This is a genomic window from Natronomonas sp. EA1, assembly GCF_051195035.1.
In the GTDB taxonomy this organism is placed as follows: Archaea; Halobacteriota; Halobacteria; order Halobacteriales; family Haloarculaceae; genus JBNTJV01.
In genome coordinates, this window is the sequence record NZ_JBNTJV010000001.1 from 185160 (window position 1) to 202018 (window position 16859).

At 66.1% G+C, this 16859-nt stretch carries 18 protein-coding genes and 1 tRNA gene; 9 read left to right on the forward strand and 10 right to left on the reverse strand.

What is annotated here, in order from left to right:
• Nucleotides 1–16: 16 nt before the first annotated feature.
• Entirely contained in the window at nt 17–1843 is a 1827-nt protein-coding gene (locus tag ACQUQR_RS01015; protein ID WP_435194037.1) for an FAD-binding protein, read from the forward strand.
• A gap of 316 nt (nt 1844–2159) precedes the next feature.
• Here the strand turns inward: ACQUQR_RS01015 and ACQUQR_RS01020 are convergent, their stop codons facing one another.
• Nucleotides 2160–2354 carry a XapX domain-containing protein gene (locus tag ACQUQR_RS01020; RefSeq protein ID WP_435194038.1) on the reverse strand — a complete coding sequence of 65 codons (195 nt, stop codon included), beginning with the start codon at nt 2352–2354 and terminating at the stop codon, nt 2160–2162.
• A 201-nt stretch (nt 2355–2555) separates the two neighbouring features.
• On the opposite strand from ACQUQR_RS01020, the gene glmU reads away from it, so the two are divergent.
• From glmU to ACQUQR_RS01035, 3 genes are read left to right on the forward strand one after another with little or no spacing between them, the layout of a single operon-like run.
• A complete protein-coding gene (gene glmU, locus ACQUQR_RS01025) occupies nt 2556–3740 on the forward strand; it encodes a bifunctional sugar-1-phosphate nucleotidylyltransferase/acetyltransferase (RefSeq protein ID WP_435194040.1) in 1185 nt (394 codons plus the stop codon).
• Nucleotides 3741–3785: 45 nt separating this feature from the next.
• Complete coding sequence (locus tag ACQUQR_RS01030) at nt 3786–4646, forward strand: SDR family oxidoreductase (protein WP_435194041.1); 861 nt, start codon at nt 3786–3788, stop codon at nt 4644–4646.
• A gap of 53 nt (nt 4647–4699) precedes the next feature.
• A complete protein-coding gene (locus ACQUQR_RS01035; protein ID WP_435194042.1) occupies nt 4700–4885 on the forward strand; it encodes a DUF7576 family protein in 186 nt (61 codons plus the stop codon).
• 45 nt (nt 4886–4930) lie between these two features.
• On the opposite strand, the gene ACQUQR_RS01040 is transcribed toward ACQUQR_RS01035, so the two are convergent.
• The 3 genes from ACQUQR_RS01040 to ACQUQR_RS01050 form a co-directional block, all read right to left on the reverse strand.
• Nucleotides 4931–6199, reverse strand: coding sequence for an RNA-guided endonuclease InsQ/TnpB family protein (locus ACQUQR_RS01040; RefSeq protein WP_435194043.1), 1269 nt, complete (start codon nt 6197–6199; stop codon nt 4931–4933).
• Between the two features lie 292 nt (nt 6200–6491).
• Entirely contained in the window at nt 6492–6722 is a 231-nt protein-coding gene (locus ACQUQR_RS01045; protein ID WP_435194045.1) for a hypothetical protein, read from the reverse strand.
• A 38-nt stretch (nt 6723–6760) separates the two neighbouring features.
• A complete protein-coding gene (locus tag ACQUQR_RS01050; protein ID WP_435194046.1) occupies nt 6761–7570 on the reverse strand; it encodes a hypothetical protein in 810 nt (269 codons plus the stop codon).
• A 94-nt stretch (nt 7571–7664) separates the two neighbouring features.
• Here ACQUQR_RS01050 and ACQUQR_RS01055 point away from each other — a divergent pair, with 94 nt between their 5' ends.
• Complete coding sequence (locus ACQUQR_RS01055) at nt 7665–9983, forward strand: DEAD/DEAH box helicase (RefSeq protein WP_435194047.1); 2319 nt, start codon at nt 7665–7667, stop codon at nt 9981–9983.
• Here the strand turns inward: ACQUQR_RS01055 and ACQUQR_RS01060 are convergent.
• From ACQUQR_RS01060 to ACQUQR_RS01085, 6 genes are all read right to left on the reverse strand, one after another.
• Nucleotides 9980–10111 carry a hypothetical protein gene (locus ACQUQR_RS01060; RefSeq protein WP_435194048.1) on the reverse strand — a complete coding sequence of 44 codons (132 nt, stop codon included), beginning with the start codon at nt 10109–10111 and terminating at the stop codon, nt 9980–9982. The genes ACQUQR_RS01055 and ACQUQR_RS01060 overlap by 4 nt on opposite strands.
• A gap of 67 nt (nt 10112–10178) precedes the next feature.
• The gene (locus ACQUQR_RS01065) at nt 10179–10442 is read right to left on the reverse strand and encodes a type II toxin-antitoxin system HicA family toxin (protein WP_435195496.1); all 264 of its coding nucleotides are present in this window, start codon (nt 10440–10442) and stop codon (nt 10179–10181) included.
• Nucleotides 10439–10678, reverse strand: a complete 240-nt coding sequence (locus ACQUQR_RS01070; RefSeq protein ID WP_435194050.1) for a type II toxin-antitoxin system HicB family antitoxin — start codon at nt 10676–10678, stop codon at nt 10439–10441. The genes ACQUQR_RS01065 and ACQUQR_RS01070 overlap by 4 nt, the downstream gene beginning before the upstream one ends.
• Nucleotides 10679–10962: 284 nt before the next feature.
• Nucleotides 10963–11036, reverse strand: a tRNA-Thr gene (locus tag ACQUQR_RS01075).
• A 27-nt stretch (nt 11037–11063) separates the two neighbouring features.
• Nucleotides 11064–11525 carry a GNAT family N-acetyltransferase gene (locus tag ACQUQR_RS01080; RefSeq protein WP_435194052.1) on the reverse strand — a complete coding sequence of 154 codons (462 nt, stop codon included), beginning with the start codon at nt 11523–11525 and terminating at the stop codon, nt 11064–11066.
• The gene (locus tag ACQUQR_RS01085; protein ID WP_435194054.1) at nt 11526–12716 is read right to left on the reverse strand and encodes a phosphoglycerate kinase; all 1191 of its coding nucleotides are present in this window, start codon (nt 12714–12716) and stop codon (nt 11526–11528) included. It abuts the gene before it with no gap.
• Between the two features lie 183 nt (nt 12717–12899).
• On the opposite strand from ACQUQR_RS01085, the gene ACQUQR_RS01090 reads away from it, so the two are divergent.
• From ACQUQR_RS01090 to ACQUQR_RS01105, 4 genes are read left to right on the forward strand one after another with little or no spacing between them, the layout of a single operon-like run.
• Nucleotides 12900–14009: a branched-chain amino acid ABC transporter permease gene (locus ACQUQR_RS01090; RefSeq protein WP_435194056.1), complete on the forward strand. Its 1110-nt coding sequence runs from the start codon at nt 12900–12902 to the stop codon at nt 14007–14009.
• On the forward strand, nt 14006–15277 hold the full coding sequence (locus ACQUQR_RS01095; RefSeq protein WP_435194057.1) for a branched-chain amino acid ABC transporter permease: 1272 nt from the start codon (nt 14006–14008) through the stop codon (nt 15275–15277). Before ACQUQR_RS01090 ends, ACQUQR_RS01095 begins: the two co-directional genes overlap by 4 nt.
• Nucleotides 15270–16130: an ABC transporter ATP-binding protein gene (locus ACQUQR_RS01100; protein WP_435194058.1), complete on the forward strand. Its 861-nt coding sequence runs from the start codon at nt 15270–15272 to the stop codon at nt 16128–16130. The genes ACQUQR_RS01095 and ACQUQR_RS01100 overlap by 8 nt, the downstream gene beginning before the upstream one ends.
• Nucleotides 16127–16855 carry an ABC transporter ATP-binding protein gene (locus tag ACQUQR_RS01105; RefSeq protein WP_435194060.1) on the forward strand — a complete coding sequence of 243 codons (729 nt, stop codon included), beginning with the start codon at nt 16127–16129 and terminating at the stop codon, nt 16853–16855. Before ACQUQR_RS01100 ends, ACQUQR_RS01105 begins: the two co-directional genes overlap by 4 nt.
• Nucleotides 16856–16859: the final 4 nt, after the last annotated feature.

The window sequence follows — 16859 nt, forward strand, 5'->3', positions numbered from 1 at the left end:
ACTCCTAAACTCAACTATGCACGAACACGACGTCATCGTGGTCGGTGGGGGTGGCGCGGGGCTCCGCGCGGCCATCGCCGCTCACGAGGAAGGTGCGGACGTCGCCATCGTCACCAAGCTCCACCCGGTGCGGTCGCACACGGGGGCCGCGGAAGGGGGCATCAACGCCGCCCTGCGCGACGGTGACGACTGGCACGACCACGCCTACGACACCATGAAGGGGTCCGACTATCTCGGCGACGCGCCGGCCATCGAGACCCTCTGTAACACGAGTCCCGAAGAAGTCATCCAGCTCGAACACTGGGGGATGCCGTTCTCCCGCGAGGAGGACGGCCGCGTCTCTCAGCGCCCGTTCGGTGGCCTCTCGTTCCCCCGAACCACGTACGCCGGGGCCGAGACCGGCCACCACCTGCTCCACACGATGTACGAGCAGGTCGTCAAGCGGGGGATCACCGTCTACGACGAGTTCTACGTGATGAACCTCGCCGTGACGGACCACGACGACCCCGAGGACCGCGAGTGTCACGGCGTCATCGCCTACGACATCAAACACGGCGACCTCGTCTCGTTCAAGGCGACCGGCGGCGTCGTCCTCGCCACCGGTGGCGACGGGCAGGCGTTCGACCACACAACCAACGCGGTGGCGAATACCGGCGACGGCCCGGCGATGGCCTATCGCGCCGGCGTCCCCGTCGAGGACCCCGAGTTCGTCCAGTTCCACCCCACGACGCTTCCCTCTACGGGTGTCCTCATCTCCGAGGGTGTCCGTGGTGAGGGTGGCATCCTCTACAACGCCGAGGGTGAGCGGTTCATGTTCGAACACGGCTACGCGAAGAACGCCGGTGAACTGGCGTCGCGTGACGTCGTCTCCCGTGCCGAGCTCACCGAGGTGAACGAGGGTCGCGGCATCAACGACGAGTACGTCTACCTCGACATGCGCCACCTCGGCGAGGAGCGCATCCTCGACCGCCTCGAGAACATCATCCACCTCGCGGAGGACTTCGAGGGCGTCAACCCCCTCGAGGAGCCGATGCCGGTCAAGCCCGGCCAGCACTACCACATGGGTGGCATCGAGACGGACGAGAACGGGGAGACCTGTATCTCCGGGCTCTACGCCGCCGGCGAGTGTGCCTGCGTCTCCGTCCACGGCGCGAACCGCCTCGGCGGGAACGCGCTGCCGGAGCTCATCGTCTTCGGGGCCCGCGCCGGCCGCCACGCCGCCGGGACGGACCTCGGCGAGGCCCAGATCGAGACCGGTCCCTCCGCCAAATCGGAGGACGCCGAGGAGCTCGAGGGCATCTCGCCCGGCGAACTCGACTCCACGAGCGAGGACGTCGCCGCGGACGGTGCCTTAGTCGAACCCGACGAGGTCATCCAGCACGCCCTCGACCGCGAGCAGGAGCGCGTCGAGACGCTGATGGAGCGCGACGGCGTCAACCACGCCGAGATCCGCGCCGACCTCCAGGAGGCCATGACCCGCTGGGTGAACGTCTTCCGTACCGAAGAGGGCATCCGCAAGGCGCTCGACGTGATTCGTGAGTGCCGCGAGCGCTACAAGGACGTGGCCGTCGCGGATCCCTCGCGCACCTTCAACACGGACCTGATTCACACCATCGAGACCCGGAACCTCATCGACGTGGCCGAGACCATCGCGCTCGGCGCGCTCGTCCGCAACGAGTTCCGCGGGGCTCACTGGCGACAGGAGAACCAGACCCGCGCCGACGACGAGTGGCTCAAACACACGCTCATCGCCTGGAACGACGGCTCCCCGGACATCTACTACAAGCCTGTCATCCTCGAGGGCGAGGAGAAGACGTACGAGCCGAAAGTTCGGTCGTACTAGGACCTTTTTCGTCGGGGTCGCTTCGCGACCCACTCTCTGCTCGCGGGCGTATCGCGCCCGCTCGCACGGCCCGCGAGGCTGCGCCTCGCACTGCTCGAGAAAATCCCCACTGCGAGACGCTTCGCGCCTCGCAAGCCCTCGTTCGCTTTCGCTCACGAGGACACCAAAAAATGTCTTCGTGAGTGTAACGAACGAAGGCCCGTGAGACGAGCGTTGCGAGTCTCACGGTGCTCCTCACCGGCCTCTGGCCGGTTCGTCGGCATCGAACCGAGCGCTCGCTTCGCTCACGCTCGGATGCTCACCGCACGGTCTTAATTTACAGTCCCAGCGCCTCGATGAGGTCGAACCCGTAGCCGAGCGCGTCGATGGCCTTGAAGCCGAGGTAGATGCCGACGATACCGAGGATCCCCGAGATGGTCGGCGGGGCCGGAATCGGCACGCGGAAGAAGGCGAACAGCGCCCCGGCCAGCGTCCCCGTGAGGAGGGCGAGGATGGGCGTGGTGAGGTTCATACCTCCCATCATCCAGCGGCCGTCAAAACCACTTCCGGTGTCCGGCGAACGTTTTTGTAGGAGAACGGGACCAGCGGCCCCATCGTCTGAGCATCGTCGGGTGGTGGCCGAGACGGGAGTGCGACCCACCCCACTCGACAGCGACGGGTCGCCTGTTCGCCCATCGGTACTGCTTAGTTCCGTCCATCGGCAGTCGCGTCCATGCAAGCAGTCGTCCTCGCGGCCGGGGAAGGGACCCGGATGCGACCGCTCACGGAGTCCGTGCCGAAGCCGATGCTCCCGGTAGCCGACCGGCCGCTGGTGGCACACACCGCCGACGCAGCCGTCGAAGCTGGCGTCGATCGGCTGGTCTTCGTCGTCGGCTACGAGGCACAGGCGGTCCGCGACCACTTCGGCGGTTCCTACCGGGGGGTCCCGGTCGAGTACGCCGTCCAGGAGGAGCAACTCGGAACCGCGCATGCCGCCGCGGCGGCCCGCGAGTACCTCGACGACGACTTCGTCGTCCTCAACGGTGACGACCTGTACGACGACGCGGCCATCGAGGCCCTGTTCGCCACCTCGCCAGCCGTGGGTGCCTACGAGGTCGAGGACCCCCGTCCCTACGGCGTGTTCGACATCGAGGACGGCCACGTGACTGGCGTGGTCGAGAAGCCCGACGATCCGCCGAGCAACCGCGTCAACGTCGGGGCGTACCACTTCCCCGCGGCGGCCGCGGACTGGCTCACGGAGGTCGAACTATCCGAGCGCGGGGAGTACGAGATCACGGACGTGGTGGAGCGCGTCATCAGCGAGTACGCCGTCGAGGCTATCGACGTGGAGCGCTGGCTCGGCGTCGGTCGGCCCTGGGAGCTGCTGGAAGCGAACGAGTGGAAACTCGCGGAACTCGACTCGCGCATCGACGGCGAGGTGAAGGGTGACGCCGAACTCCGGGGGACGGTCGTCGTCGAGGAGGGCGCGACGGTCGAACCCGGCGTGGTCATCGAGGGGCCCGCGCTCGTGCGCTCGGGCGCTGACGTGGGTCCGAACGCCTACGTGCGCGGAGCCACGCTTCTGGCGGAGGACACCCACGTCGGCCACGGCGTGGAGGTGAAGAACACCGTCGTCATGACCGGCTCGAACGTCCCGCACGTTTCGTACGTGGGGGACAGCGTCATCGGCCCGGACGCCAACCTCGGCGCGGGTACGCAGGTCGCGAACCTCCGACACGACGGCGAGGACGTACGCGTCACCGTGAAGGGTGAGCGCACCTCGACGGGCCGCCGGAAGTTCGGGGTCGTCGTCGGCCCGCGTGCGAAGACGGCCATCAACACGTCGCTGAACGCGGGTGTGGTGCTCTCGGCGGACGCCCGGACCACGCCCGGTGAATCCGTCACCCGGGACCGATAATTTATACCACGGGGGATTATGCCATCCCCTGCCGAAGCCCGTGGCATGACACTCGAGAAGCCGGACCTCTCCGGCCAGACGGCCTTCATCACCGGCACCACACGGGGGATCGGGAAACACATCGCGCTCGCGCTCGCCGACTGCGGCTGCAACATCGTCTCGACCGGTAAGACGAGCGAGGAAGACGACTACGGCGACGACCGCGACCTCGAGGGGACCATCGAGCAGACCGCCCGTGAGGTCCGCGAGAAGGGCCCCGAGGCGCTCGCGATCAAGCTGAACGTCCGGGAGGAGGCCGACGTGGAGGCCGCCGCACAGGAGGCTATCGACGCGTTCGGCGAGGTGAACATCGTCATCAACAACGCCTCGGCCATCCAGCTCGCGAACGTCGAGGACCTCCCCGCGAACCGGTTCGACCTGCTGACGGACGTGAACATCAGGGGCACCCACCTCGTGAGCCGGGCGTTCATCGACCATCTGAAGGAGGTCGACAACGCGTGGCTGCTCACGAACGCCCCGCCTGTGAAGATCGACCGCGCGCCGGGGAAGGCACCCTACTCGTGGTCGAAGATGGGGATGTCGTTCTTGACGCTCTCGCTTGCCGCGGAGCTGGCCGGCGACGACGTCGGCTGTAACACTTTCTGGCCCGTGACGGCCATCGACACCCGGGCGACCCGCTACTTCGGGCTCGGGACGGAAGACGACTGGCGCTCGCCCGATATCGTCTCAGACGCGGTCCTCGAGATCCTCTCGCGTGACCCCGCCGAGTACACCGGCAACGCAGTGTACGACGAGGCACTCCTCCGTGAGGCGGGCGTCGAGGACTTCGAACAGTACAACCTCACGGCGGGTGATCCCGCACCCATGTCCGCACAGATGTTCGACCCCGAGTTCGAGCGGCCGTGACATCTGCCGTGAGCTATGGGCTTTAAGCCCCCGCGGAAAAAGAGGGTGGATAGATGGTAGACCCGACGTCGGAGCTCGGTGAAGACGTCACCGAGGAGAACGCGCCACGCTGTGAGCGCTGTGGGGAGCCGATCGTGCAGTCGCCGAGTCACCGGGTCGTCACGTGGGTGGAAGACGGGGCTGTCGAGACGGCACACTTCTGTGACGACGCGTGTCGCGAGGCATGGAAAACGGATTGACATCCTCCCCGCCCTGAAGGGCGAGGATTCCCGAGCGTTGGGATATTAAGGTTTGCAACCCACCTGTTCCCTCGGGTGGAACGACCCAGAGGTTTGGTTGAACAGGTAGGCTACTGGCCGTGCCAAACGACCGTTACTCATATCCCCTATGGGGGGATTCTGAGTTATCTTTCTGCGAATATTCACCGCACCATTCACGTCCGCGTTCATCGTTGTACCGCACGACTCACAGACGTACAAGCCACGCTCTACACGATTCGCATCACGCTTTCGCCCACAACACGAACACGTCTTGCTTGTATCTCTCTCGCTCGTGCGGTCAACGAGGATACCGTGTTCCTCAGCCTTGTATTCGAGCAACGTGGTGAAGTGGTCGAACTCCCACCCGTGGAGCTTCTTGTTTCCACTTCGACCCCAATTCCGCGACTCGCCGTTCTCGTCCTCTCGAATCTTGCTCAAATCACCGATGGCGATACGACCGACCTCGTGGTCGATGCACTGCTCAACGACGTGTTTGGCGAGTGCGTGTAGGAAGTGGTCTTTCCGGCGTGAGAGTCTCTTCCGGGCACGAAGGGCACGGCGTGACGGGCCATTCTCGCCCTCCGTGTCGTACTCGTCGCGGGTGAAGTAGTGCTTGTCCTGTTTCAGGACATTCCCCGGATATAACTCTGCCTCACCGTCGTCGTAGGCGATAGCGAGGTAGTTCTTGATGCCAAGGTCGATACCCGCCGTCTTCTCGCCGGGTGCGTCCTCAACAGGGATTTCGACCTTGCAGACGAGGTGAAGTTCCCAGTTGTCGCCGTTCCAGACGGCTCGTACTTGCTGGATGTTCTCCACGGTCACATCCGGGCGCGTCTCGTACTCACACAGGATGAAGTCCGAGCGGTGGGTCTTCAGGTTGAAGCCTTTGCTCAGTCGGAGTTGGTTGTGCTTGGAGTCGTGCTTGATGCCTTTCTGTTTCCACGTCACGGTGGAGCGTGGGTGTTCGTCGCCGTGTTTGCGATAGCCGGGTGGGTTGGCGTCCTCGTCTTCGCGTTGGCGTGCTTTGTACCAACTGGTGAACGACTCAGCAAGCTCTTCGAGAACTCGCTGACTTGACTGAGAATGCAGGTCACTGTATCGTTCGTGTTCCTTGAGTTCGGATTTGAGTTCGCCGTCGTCGGGTATTTCCCCGTCTTCATCCCAGCGACCTTGTGTGTAGTATCGGGCGACGTTCCACAGTTTGGATGCGGAGAACCCACACTGGTCGAGGTCGTCACTCACCTGAGAGTGGTTGACGATTTTCGCCCGATAGGTACGAGTGGTCTCCAGCATCAGACTGTGTTCATAACCAGTTATGAGAGATTATATATTAAAAGTAACGGCTGAGTGTGGAATATCCAGCAGTGCCATCGAACGTGGTTAGTGGAGGAATTGTCGGCTGTATCCCCGCCCTGAAGGGCGGGGTTTTAGCCTTGAATAACGAGGGGCGGCATACGACGACAGCGTAATTATCCCTACCCAAGGTGACAGTTTTCGGGGTCGTCGTACGCCGTATGCCGGCTATGTGCTCAGAGGTAGTAAAGACTGTGTTAGTTCATACCACAGTGCGGCGACGATTTCGGGCTCAGCGGTCGAACGAGCCGAAGACGACGTAGAGCAGCACCATCCCCAGCGGGATACAGATGAGCGCGAACGCGCCGAGGAGCAGCGCGGTGCCGATGGGGTCGAGCGTGCTCTCGCCCAGCTCGAGCGCGAAGCCCGGCGGGAGGGCCGCGGCACCGAGGGCGATGCCGATGACGGTCCCGAGGGAGAAGGCGAGCGCGATGCCGAAGCCGTCATCGGCGGTAGTCTGCATGCCGACGAGAAGGCGGTCAGGCCTGAAAAAGTCGCTGGCTACGCGAAGACGGTCCCGATGAGCAGTGCGAAACCGGTTCCTGTCCCCACGGTCGCGATGGCCCCGAGCAGGAGGTACGCCCGAACCGGGTCACCGCGTGCGGCCCGCCCGAGATACCGGGCGGTGAAAAGCGCGACGGTGAGCCCGAGGAGGACGAACGGCCAGCCCGTGCCGAAGAGGCTCGCCGTGGGAAGCGTCGCGGTCCACGCGAGGAGGTCGCGGCCGAGTCCCGGGCCGAGCGGCCGGCCGTACACGTCCACGCGCACCACGACGGTCACCCCGAGGAGGATGTACCCTGCCGCCGTCACCAGCCCGAGCGAGCCGACGCGGGTGAGCGCGGACGTGTCCCAGAACGCGAGCAACAGCAGGGTGCCGGCGGCGAGCACCGCCGAGACGACGAGCGGGGCCGTAAGCCAGAGCGCGGCGGTGCCGTCGAGCGGTGCGCGCCAGACCAGCACGACGGAGAGCACCATGAGCGTCCCGATGCCCGCGGCGGCGAGATAGTCGCCCGCGGGCTCCGTGTCCCGGACGGTCGCGAGCTGATGGAGCAGCGCCCAGCAGAGCCCGGCGATGACGAACGTCGTGAGGAAAGCGTACGGGATGACGAAGACTCCCCTCACCGAGGAGGGGTACGCGCCGGCGACAGCCAGCGAGTGGAGCAGGGCGGCGACGACCCCCCACGGCGTGAACGCCAGCGCCACGCTCCGCGTGATCGGCGGCCGCTCGAGGGCGATGAGCGCGACGGTGAGGGCGACCGCCACGAGGAGGACGGCGGCCGTCACGAGCGAGACATCGGGGAGCAGCGCCATACGGTCTGCAGTCCGTGCGGCCGGATGAACGTTTCGCGGTCGCTCACCCTTCCGCGGACGGAAGCGTTAGGCCGGCCCGCACGGAACGGTCGCCGTGGACGAAACTATCGCGTGGCTCCGCGACCGGCCGTATTACGAGGGGCAGGTCGCCGCGGAGCGGACGGTCCCGGGCCGTGAGGCCGCCTTCGAGCCGCTGGAGCTCGACTCCAGAGTCGCGTCGGTGCTCGCGGACCGGGGGATCGACCGGCCGTTCGCCCATCAGGCCCGCGCGGTCGAGGCCATCCGCGACGGAAGGGACGTGGTCCTCGCGACCCCGACCGCGAGCGGGAAGTCACTCGCCTACACGGTGCCGGCGTTCGAGCGCGCGCTGGACCACAACGGCACGACGCTCTACATCGGTCCGCAGGTCGCGCTCATCAACGACCAGGAGGCGACGCTCTCGGAGCTCGCGTCGGGCCTCGGCTTCGGCTCCCGCGTGAAGGTCGACCAGTACACCGGTCGGCTCGACGAGGGGGAGAAACGAACCGTCAGGGAGCGCCAGCCGACCGTCCTGCTCACCACGCCCGACATGCTCCACTACGGCATCCTTCCCCATGGCCACCGGCTCTGGGAGTGGTTCCTCTCGCGACTGGAGACCGTCGTCATCGACGAGGTCCACGAGTATCGCGGGGTGTTCGGCAGCCACGTCGCGCTCGTGCTTCGCCGGCTGGCCCGGCTCTGTGACCGGTTCGACGCCGACCCGCAGTTCGTCTGTTGCTCGGCCACCATCGGGAACCCCGTCGCGCACGCGGCCCGGGTGACGGGGCGCCCCGAGTCGGGGTTCCGGCTCGTCGACGAGGACACCTCCGCGTCGGGGCCGACCCACTGGCTGCTGTGGAACCCCCCGGAGTACGACGGCGGCGGGTGGGGTGACTCCGGTAGACGCCGTTCTTCACACACCGAAGCCAAACGACTGTTCGTCGATCTGGTCGCGAAGGGCCACCAGACCGTCGTCTTCACCCGCTCCAGACAGACCGCGGAACGCTACGCCACGGACAGCGCGCGGGAGCTCAGAGAGCGCGGCCACCACGATCTCGCCTCCCGCGTGGGGGCGTACCAGGCCGCGCTGACGAACGAGCGCCGGCGCGAACTCGAAGCGGGACTGCAGTCGGGCGAGACCGCGGGCGTCTGGAGCACGAACGCCCTCGAACTCGGCGTCGATATTGGAGGGCTCGACGCCGTCATCGTCGACGGTTACCCCGGCACGAGGATGAGCGCGTTCCAGCAGGCCGGGCGCGCGGGGCGGGGGACGGACCCCTCACTCGTCGTCCTCGTCGGCGGGGAGGACCAGCTGGACCAGTATTTCATGGCCAATCCGAGTGACTTCTTCGACGGCGACCCCGAGCAGGCCGTCACGAACCCCGCAAACGAGGAACTCCTGCCCGACCACGTGCGCTCTGCCGCCCAGGAGAACTGGCTTTCCCCCGAGGACGACCGCTACTTCGGGGAGGAGTTCCCGAACCTCGTCGCCCACATGGAGTCACAGGGCACCCTCGCCCGACGCTCCACGTCGGACGGCCCGCGGTGGATCGACTCTGGAGAGGGCTCACCCCAGCACGGCATGAGCCTCCGCACCGTCTCCGACCGCGAGATCAAGCTCAAAGACAGACGCAACGGTTCGGTCATCGCCCGCCTGCCGTTCGCTGACGGCCTGCGCGATGCCCACGTGGGGGCCATCTACCACCACCAGGGCCAGTCGTACGAGGTGGTCTCGCTCGACCTGGAGTTCGGCGTCGCCGAGTTGGAGCCGACGTGGGCCGACTACTACACGAAGACGCTCCACGACAAGACCATCACCGTCGAGGCGGACCACCGCGAGAAATCCCTGGCGGCGAGGGAGGACGTCCCCGTCCGCTACGCCACCGTCACGATGCGCAAACAGATCACGGGGTTCGAGCGCCGGGATTCGTCCTCTGGAGAGCCGCTGGGCCGCGTCGAACTCGACCTGCCCGAGACCACCCTCCGAACGAAAGCGCTCTACTTCACGGTCCCGGACGACGTGGAGGCCGCGATGCGCGCCGTCGGCGACTTCAACGGCGGTATCCACGCCGCGGAACACGGGATGATCGCGATGTTCCCGACCGAAATCCTCTGCGACCGGGGCGACATCGGCGGGCTCTCGACCCCCCTGCACCCGCACACCAACGAGCCCACGATCTTCATCTACGACGGCCACCCCGGCGGTGTCGGCCTCACCGAACGCGGCTACGAAACGGTGGACGACCACCTGGGTGTCACGGGCGACATGATTCGGGCCTGTCCCTGCGAGTCAGGATGCCCCGCCTGCGTCCAGTCTCCCCAGTGCGGGAACGCGAACGACCCGCTCGACGAGGCGGCGGCACTCGAACTGCTAAACGCGCTAACCGAGAACTAGTGGGACGCGCCGTTGTCGTGGTCGTCCTCCCCGAGGACGTGTTCCATCTCGCGAATCCCCATGACGACGATTCCGAGAAGCGACAGCATCGACAGGACGATCAGCCCAAGCGTGACGGTCTGGCTCATATGCCACGGTCACACCGGTCGGCGTATGAAACTGTCTAATCGTCGTGGGCCGTGTTCTTCTGCAAAGTCACGAGTTCCGGTCGATCCACGCCTTGAAATCCTGAAAATCCTTCATTCCAGCTTGTTCTCCGATCTGCCGTAGCGTTCCTTCACTGATCTCATCGTGGAGCGGAACAGGAACCGTCCGCGAATCAGCATCGTGACCGGGCGGCGATTTCCAGCGAAGTATCGCGTGGTCTCCGTTCGTCCGGACCCACTCGTATCCCCCACCATCACTTTCACGATGTCCCTCCCTGATACCGGGCTGTATGGCATTCGGTGGGACAGTTATTCGAAAATCGGCGACTCGTCGAGCGAGCCGGAGGTATTGTCCTTGGGGTCGATGCCTAACTCACGGAGTTCCCCCTCCGTCACCGGATCCCCGGCCCCCTCGTAGCCGTCGACGGCTTCATCGAGGTTCTCGAGGGCGTCCTCCCGTGTTCGCCCCTGCGAGGCCACACCGGTCGCGAGGTCGGTCGCGACCCACCAGCCATCGTCTTTTTCGAGGCGGATTTGCGTTGCGCCCATGCTCTACACTACGTAGAACGGGCCAAAATAAGTCAGTTCGGGTGGGTAGTGACCCGAACCGATCGACTGGGCCCACCGATGGTTCTCCGGCCGCGGTGCTCCGGAGAGTGGTCGTGGGGGTCTCCGGTCAGCTCTCGTCGGGTGGGATTTGAACTATTGCCGGAGCGAGCTCCGGCAAACCCTCGCTCGCGCTGCTCGCGAGGACGCCGCGAGACTCGCGGTGCTCGCGTCACAGGCTTCAAATCCACCGGTGGCTCTTCGTGCTCGCGTTGCTCGCACAGAAGAGCCAAGGGTGGGATTTGAACCCACGAATTCTCGATTACAAGTCGAGCACTTGAACCGCCCAAGCTCCCTTGGCGCGTACCGTGATTTTCACGTCCTCCGGTTAAGACGTATCGCTTTGCTTCTCCAGCTCGACGCGGTGCGACCGATAGCCGTGCCGGTCGTAGAACCGCCTCGCGTCCTCGTTTTCCGCCATGACGTCGAGCGCGATAACGTCTGCGCCGGCGGCGGATACTGCGTCCTCGCCGGCCGCCAGCAGCGCGCTCCCGACCCCCTCGCCGCGGGCCTCGGGGACGACGTAGAGGTTCTCGATGATCCCCCGGGTGGCGTCCTGTTCGAAGCGGCCGCGCTCGATGGAGACGGTGACGAAGCCGACGATGGCGTCGTCCTCGCGGGCGACGCGGACGGTATCGGTGACGATGTGGCGGAGGAACGACTCCCGGATGGCGTCGCGGTTCGCGTCGGCGCGGAGGTGCGAGCCGAAGGCGCGCTGGCCGTCGGCGAGGGCGACCCACAGCTCTGCGAGGGCGTCCGCGTCGGCGGTGTCCGGGGTCTCGATGGTCATTCAGTAACGGTCGAGCACCTCGACGGCGGGGAGGGTGTCGCCGGTGAGCATCCGGAGGCAGGCCCCGCCACCGGTCGAGATGTGGCTGAAGTCGTCGATGCCGAGCCGCCGGAGGGCGGCGGCGGTGTCGCCCCCGCCGACGATGCTGTACTCCGCGCGGGTCGCGGCGGTGTAGAGCTCCTTCGTCCCGTAGGCGAACAGCTCCTCCTCGAACACGCCGGCGGGGCCGTTGAGGATGGCGGTGCCGGCGTCCTCCAGCACGTCCGCGTAGGCGGCGATGGTCCGGGAGCCCACGTCCATCGCGGGCTCGGTGGTGGGGAGCTCGCTGAGGTCGAGTTCGACGCGCTCGCCACCGCGCTCGATGGCCACGTCGCGCGGGAGATAGATGCGGTGGCCGTAATCATCGAGCAGGTCGCCGGCGCGTTTCACGGCGTCCGCGGAGCGGTCGTTGACGATGCTGGCGGAGGCCGCGCCGAGGGTGACGCCGTCCGCGAGGAGAAAGGTGTTGCCGACGATGCCGGCGGTGAGGACGGCGTCCGCGAGGCCGCGTTCGAGGACGGAGCGGGCCACGTCGATGGAGTCGACGACCTTCGCCCCGGCGAGGACGTAGACGCGGGGGGTCGCCGTCTCGTCGATGTTCCCGAGCACTTCGAGTTCCGTCTCCATCACGCGCCCGGCGTAGGCGGGGAGGGCCGTGGAGAAGCCGACCATCGAGGGCTGCGAGCGGTGGGCCGCGGCGAACGCGTCGTTGACGAAGCAGTCGAGGACGGACGAGAGCTTGGCGACCATGTGGGTCTCGGCGGCCGCGCTCGGCTCGAACGCCATGTACTCCTCGGAGTAGAAGCGGGTGTTCTCTAAGACGAGCGCCTCGCCGTCGTCGAGCGCGCGGACGGCCTCGCGCGCGTCCGCGGAGAAGATGGCGTCGGAGTAGGAGACGGGACCGGAGAGAAGCTCGTCGAGCCGTTCAGCGTGAGATTCGAGCGTGGAGAACTCGTCGCCGCCCGGGCGACCCTGATGGGCGAGCACGACGACCCGCGCGTCCCGTTCGATGAGTTCGGAGAGCGTGTCGACGTGTGCACGGATCCGCGCGTCGTCCGCGAGCCGACCGTCGTCACCGAGTGGGCTGTTCACGTCGACGCGCACCCCGACCGTCGTCCCCGCCGCATCGAGGTCGTCGAGCGTCCGTATCATATCGGGGACTGCCGCTAGCCACGCCAAAGGTGTTGTGATGCCGGCCGGTCTACCCCGCCGACTGCGACGCCCTCCCATGGTATGACCCGATTTCTCATGTTGACCCGCTGAAACCCTCGGACAGCGGCGGAACGAAGGTTTATTATCTACTGCAACCCCCACGCTACTCCGTGACCAATAATCATGGGTGTAGCTAACTCACTATCACGCGGCCGCGAACTCGTCGAACGTCCGTTCGTGACGTTCCTGACGATCGTCGGCCTCTATCTCGTCGTCGACCTGATCGGAAAGCTCGCCGGGGTACAGGTCGCCGTTGGGGGGGTCCACATCGTCGGTGGGTCCCTGACGGGGGAACAGTTCCTCTCGATCCTGCTCGACGGGATCGTTCTGGGACTGGCGTACGGGCTCGCCGGCATCGGGCTCTCCATGACGTACAGCATCCTGAACTTCGCCAACTTCGGCCACGGTGACTACGTCACGACGGGCGCGTTCGCCGGCTGGGCCGCGGCGTATCTCATCGCGGGGCTCGGCTCGCACGATTTCGCCGGACTGTTCCTCATCAACAACAACGCCGTGGCGCTGTCGATCGCCAACACGCCGCTTTCCATCCTCTTCGGACTGGTCATCGCGGCGCTGTTCACCATCGGGTTGTCGCTCGCGCTCGACCGCATCGTCTACAAGCCGATGCGGAACGACGAGGGGATCTCGCTGCTCATCGCCTCCATCGGGGTCGCGCTCGCGCTCCGATACCTCCTCGCGTTCGTCTTCGGCGTGAACGTCCGTGGGGTCACCGCCCAGCCGGGGCAGGTGGTGGTCGGCCCCGTCTCGCTGACGACCCACGCCGCGACGCTCGTCGTCGTCTCCATCGTGCTCATGGCCGGGATGCACGTCCTGCTCCAGCAGACCAAACTCGGGAAGGCCATGCGTGCGATGGCGGACAACAAGTCGCTCGCACAGGTCACCGGGATTCCCACCGAGCGGGTCATCCGTATGACCTGGATCATCGGCGGTGGCCTCACCGGTATCGCGGGCTACCTCATCGTCCTCGAACGCGGGGTCATGTCCTTCTCGTTCGGGTGGGTGCTCCTGCTTCTCATCTTCGCGGCCGTCATCCTGGGTGGTATCGGGTCCATCTACGGCGCGATGGCGGGCGGCGTCATCATCGGTATCGTCGACACGACGAGCATCATCTGGCTGCCTGACAGCCTGACGCGCGCCGGGGCGTTCTTCATCCTCATCGTCGTCCTCCTGGTCCGGCCGGAGGGCATCTTCGGCGGGGTGAAAACCGCATGAGCGTCGCGAACAAGGTCCGCGACGCGCTCCCCGCCGTCGTCCGGCAGAACGACGCGGCGATGGTGCTAACGCTGATGCTCGGGGTCTACGCCCTGCTCACCGCCGTCGCCGTCGCGGTCGGCTTCAACACGAACGGTATCGTCGACACGCTGCGGCAGGCGACGCTGCTCGCCGCGGCGTACGCCATGCTCGTGCTCGCGTTGAACCTCCACTGGGGGTACACCGGGCTGTTCAACATCGGTGTCGCGGGGTTCATGGCCGTCGGCGCGTACACGATGGCCATCCTCACCGCGTCCCCGACGGGCACGCCGCCGGGGCTCGGGCTGCCGCTTCCCATCGGTATCATCGGTGGGATGGTCGCGGCCGCCATCATCGGTCTCGTCGCCGCGCTGCCCGCGCTCCGACTCGAGGCCGACTACCTCGCCATCGTCACCGTCGCGTTCTCGGAGATCATCCGCCTCGCGGTGAACTCCCGGGTGCTCCAGGAGTTCACCATCCTCGGGACGACGCTCGGGACCGGTGGCGGTCGGGGTATCTCCTACCCCGGCCCCGCCGACCCGATCGCGGCGCTGTTCGAGACGCCCATCGGTGACGTCTTCTATGCGATCTTCGGGGCGATCGGGGTCTCACAGCCCGTCGTTCGCAACATCGCCTACACCGTCGTCCTCATCCTCTTCGCCTACGGTTTCTACTGGCTGCTCGGCCGCATCGGGAACTCCCCGTTCGGTCGCGTGCTGAAGGCCATCCGCGAGGACGAACTCGTCGCGAACTCGCTGGGGAAGGACACGAACCTCTTCAAGATCAAGGTGTTCGCGGTCGGCTGTGCCCTGATGGGGCTCGCCGGCATCCTCTTCATCGGGCGGTCGGGCTACATCAACGCCCTGTCGTTCCGCCCGGTCATCACGTTCTACGTGTTCATCGCGCTCATCATCGGTGGGTCGGGGTCGAACACCGGGAGCGTGCTCGGCGGCATCGTCTTCGCGACGCTGCTGTTCTACTTCCCGCAGTTCGTCGGCCAGTCGCTCGGTGACCTCATCCCGCGGTCGGCGACGCCGGACAACATCGTGGAGGCCATCGCGGCCTTCGGGAGCATCGACCCGCTCCCGTTCGTCGCGTACGCCGTGCAGAACCTCTCGAACCTCCGGTTCGTCATCGTCGGTGCCCTGCTGGTGTACCTGATGCACAACCGACCCGACGGCTTGCTCGGCCACCGGAAGGAGGACGCTGCCAGCGTCGACCTCATGAACCGAGGTGGGTCCGATGAGTGACGCCGAGACGCCGACTGACCCCGGTGATTCCACCGCGGAGACGAGCGACTCCCCGGCCGAACGGGCGGCGAAACACACCCCCTCGTCGGTGCCGCTGCAGGTGCGGGACCTCCGCAAGCAGTTCGGCGGTATCGTCGCCGTCGACGGGGCGAGCTTCGAGGTCGAGAAGGGCTCGCTGACGGGGCTCATCGGCCCGAACGGCGCGGGCAAATCGACGACGTTCAACTGCATCGCCGGCGTCCACGAACCCACGTCCGGGTCCGTCTACTTCAACGGGGAGGAGATCACCGGGCTGGAGCCCTACGAGATCGCGAACCGCGGGCTCGTCCGGACGTTCCAGATCGCCCGCGAGCTCTCGGAGATGACCGTCCTCGAGAACATGATGCTCGCGCCGCGCGGGCAGGTGGGCGAGAAGCTCGTCCACTCCGTGACGCCCGGGCTCCGTGACTCCGTCGTCGAACAGGAGGAGGACCTGCGCGAGCGCGCGTGGGAGACGCTCGAGTTGTTCGAGATCGACCACCTCGCCGGCGAGTACGCCGGCAACCTCTCCGGCGGGCAGCGGAAACTGCTGGAGATGGCCCGTGCGCTCATGACGGACCCCGAGATGGTGCTGCTCGACGAGCCGCTCGCCGGGGTGAACCCCACGCTGGAGGAGAAGCTGCTGGACCGGATTCACGAACTGCGCGAGGAGGGGTACACCTTCCTCTTCGTCGAACACGACATGGACGTCATCATGAACAACTGTGAACACATCATCGTCATGCATCAGGGACGGGTGCTCGCCGAGGGCGACGCCGACGACATCCGGAACAACGAGCAGGTCATCAACGCCTATCTCGGTGATACCGTATGAGCGAGTGGGTCACGAACGGGGACTCGATGCTGCAGGTGTCGGACCTCGACGCGGGGTACGGCGACTTACAGATCCTCTCCGGCGTCGACATGAACGTCGAGTCCGGTGAGTACGTCACCATCGTCGGGCCGAACGGCGCGGGCAAGTCCACCGTGATGAAGTCCATCTTCGGGCTGACGAACTTCATGGGCGGCGCCATCGAGTTCAACGACGAGTCCATCGCCGGGCTGGCCCCCGACGAGATCATCCACTACGGGCTCGGCTACGTCCCGCAAAACGAGAACGTGTTCGGCAGCCTCACCGTCCGGGAGAACCTGGAGATGGGCGCGTACATCCTCGACGAGGTGCCACAGGAGCGGCTCGACGACATCTTCGAGCGGTTCCCCATCCTCGAGGAACGCCAGGACCAGAAGGCCGGCACGATGTCCGGCGGCCAGCGACAGATGCTCGCGATGGGTCGGGCGCTGATGCTCGACCCGGACCTGCTGATGCTCGACGAGCCGTCGGCGGGGCTCGCCCCCGACCTCGTCGCGGACATGTTCGACCGCATCGACCGCATCAACGAGGCCGGGACGGCGGTGCTGATGGTCGAGCAGAACGCGAAGGAGGCGCTCCGACGCTGCGATAGAGGATACGTGCTCGTGAACGGCGAGAACAGATACATGGACGACGGCGACGCGCTGCTCGCGGACGAGGACGTCCGGCAGGATTTCCTCGGCGGGTAACCGA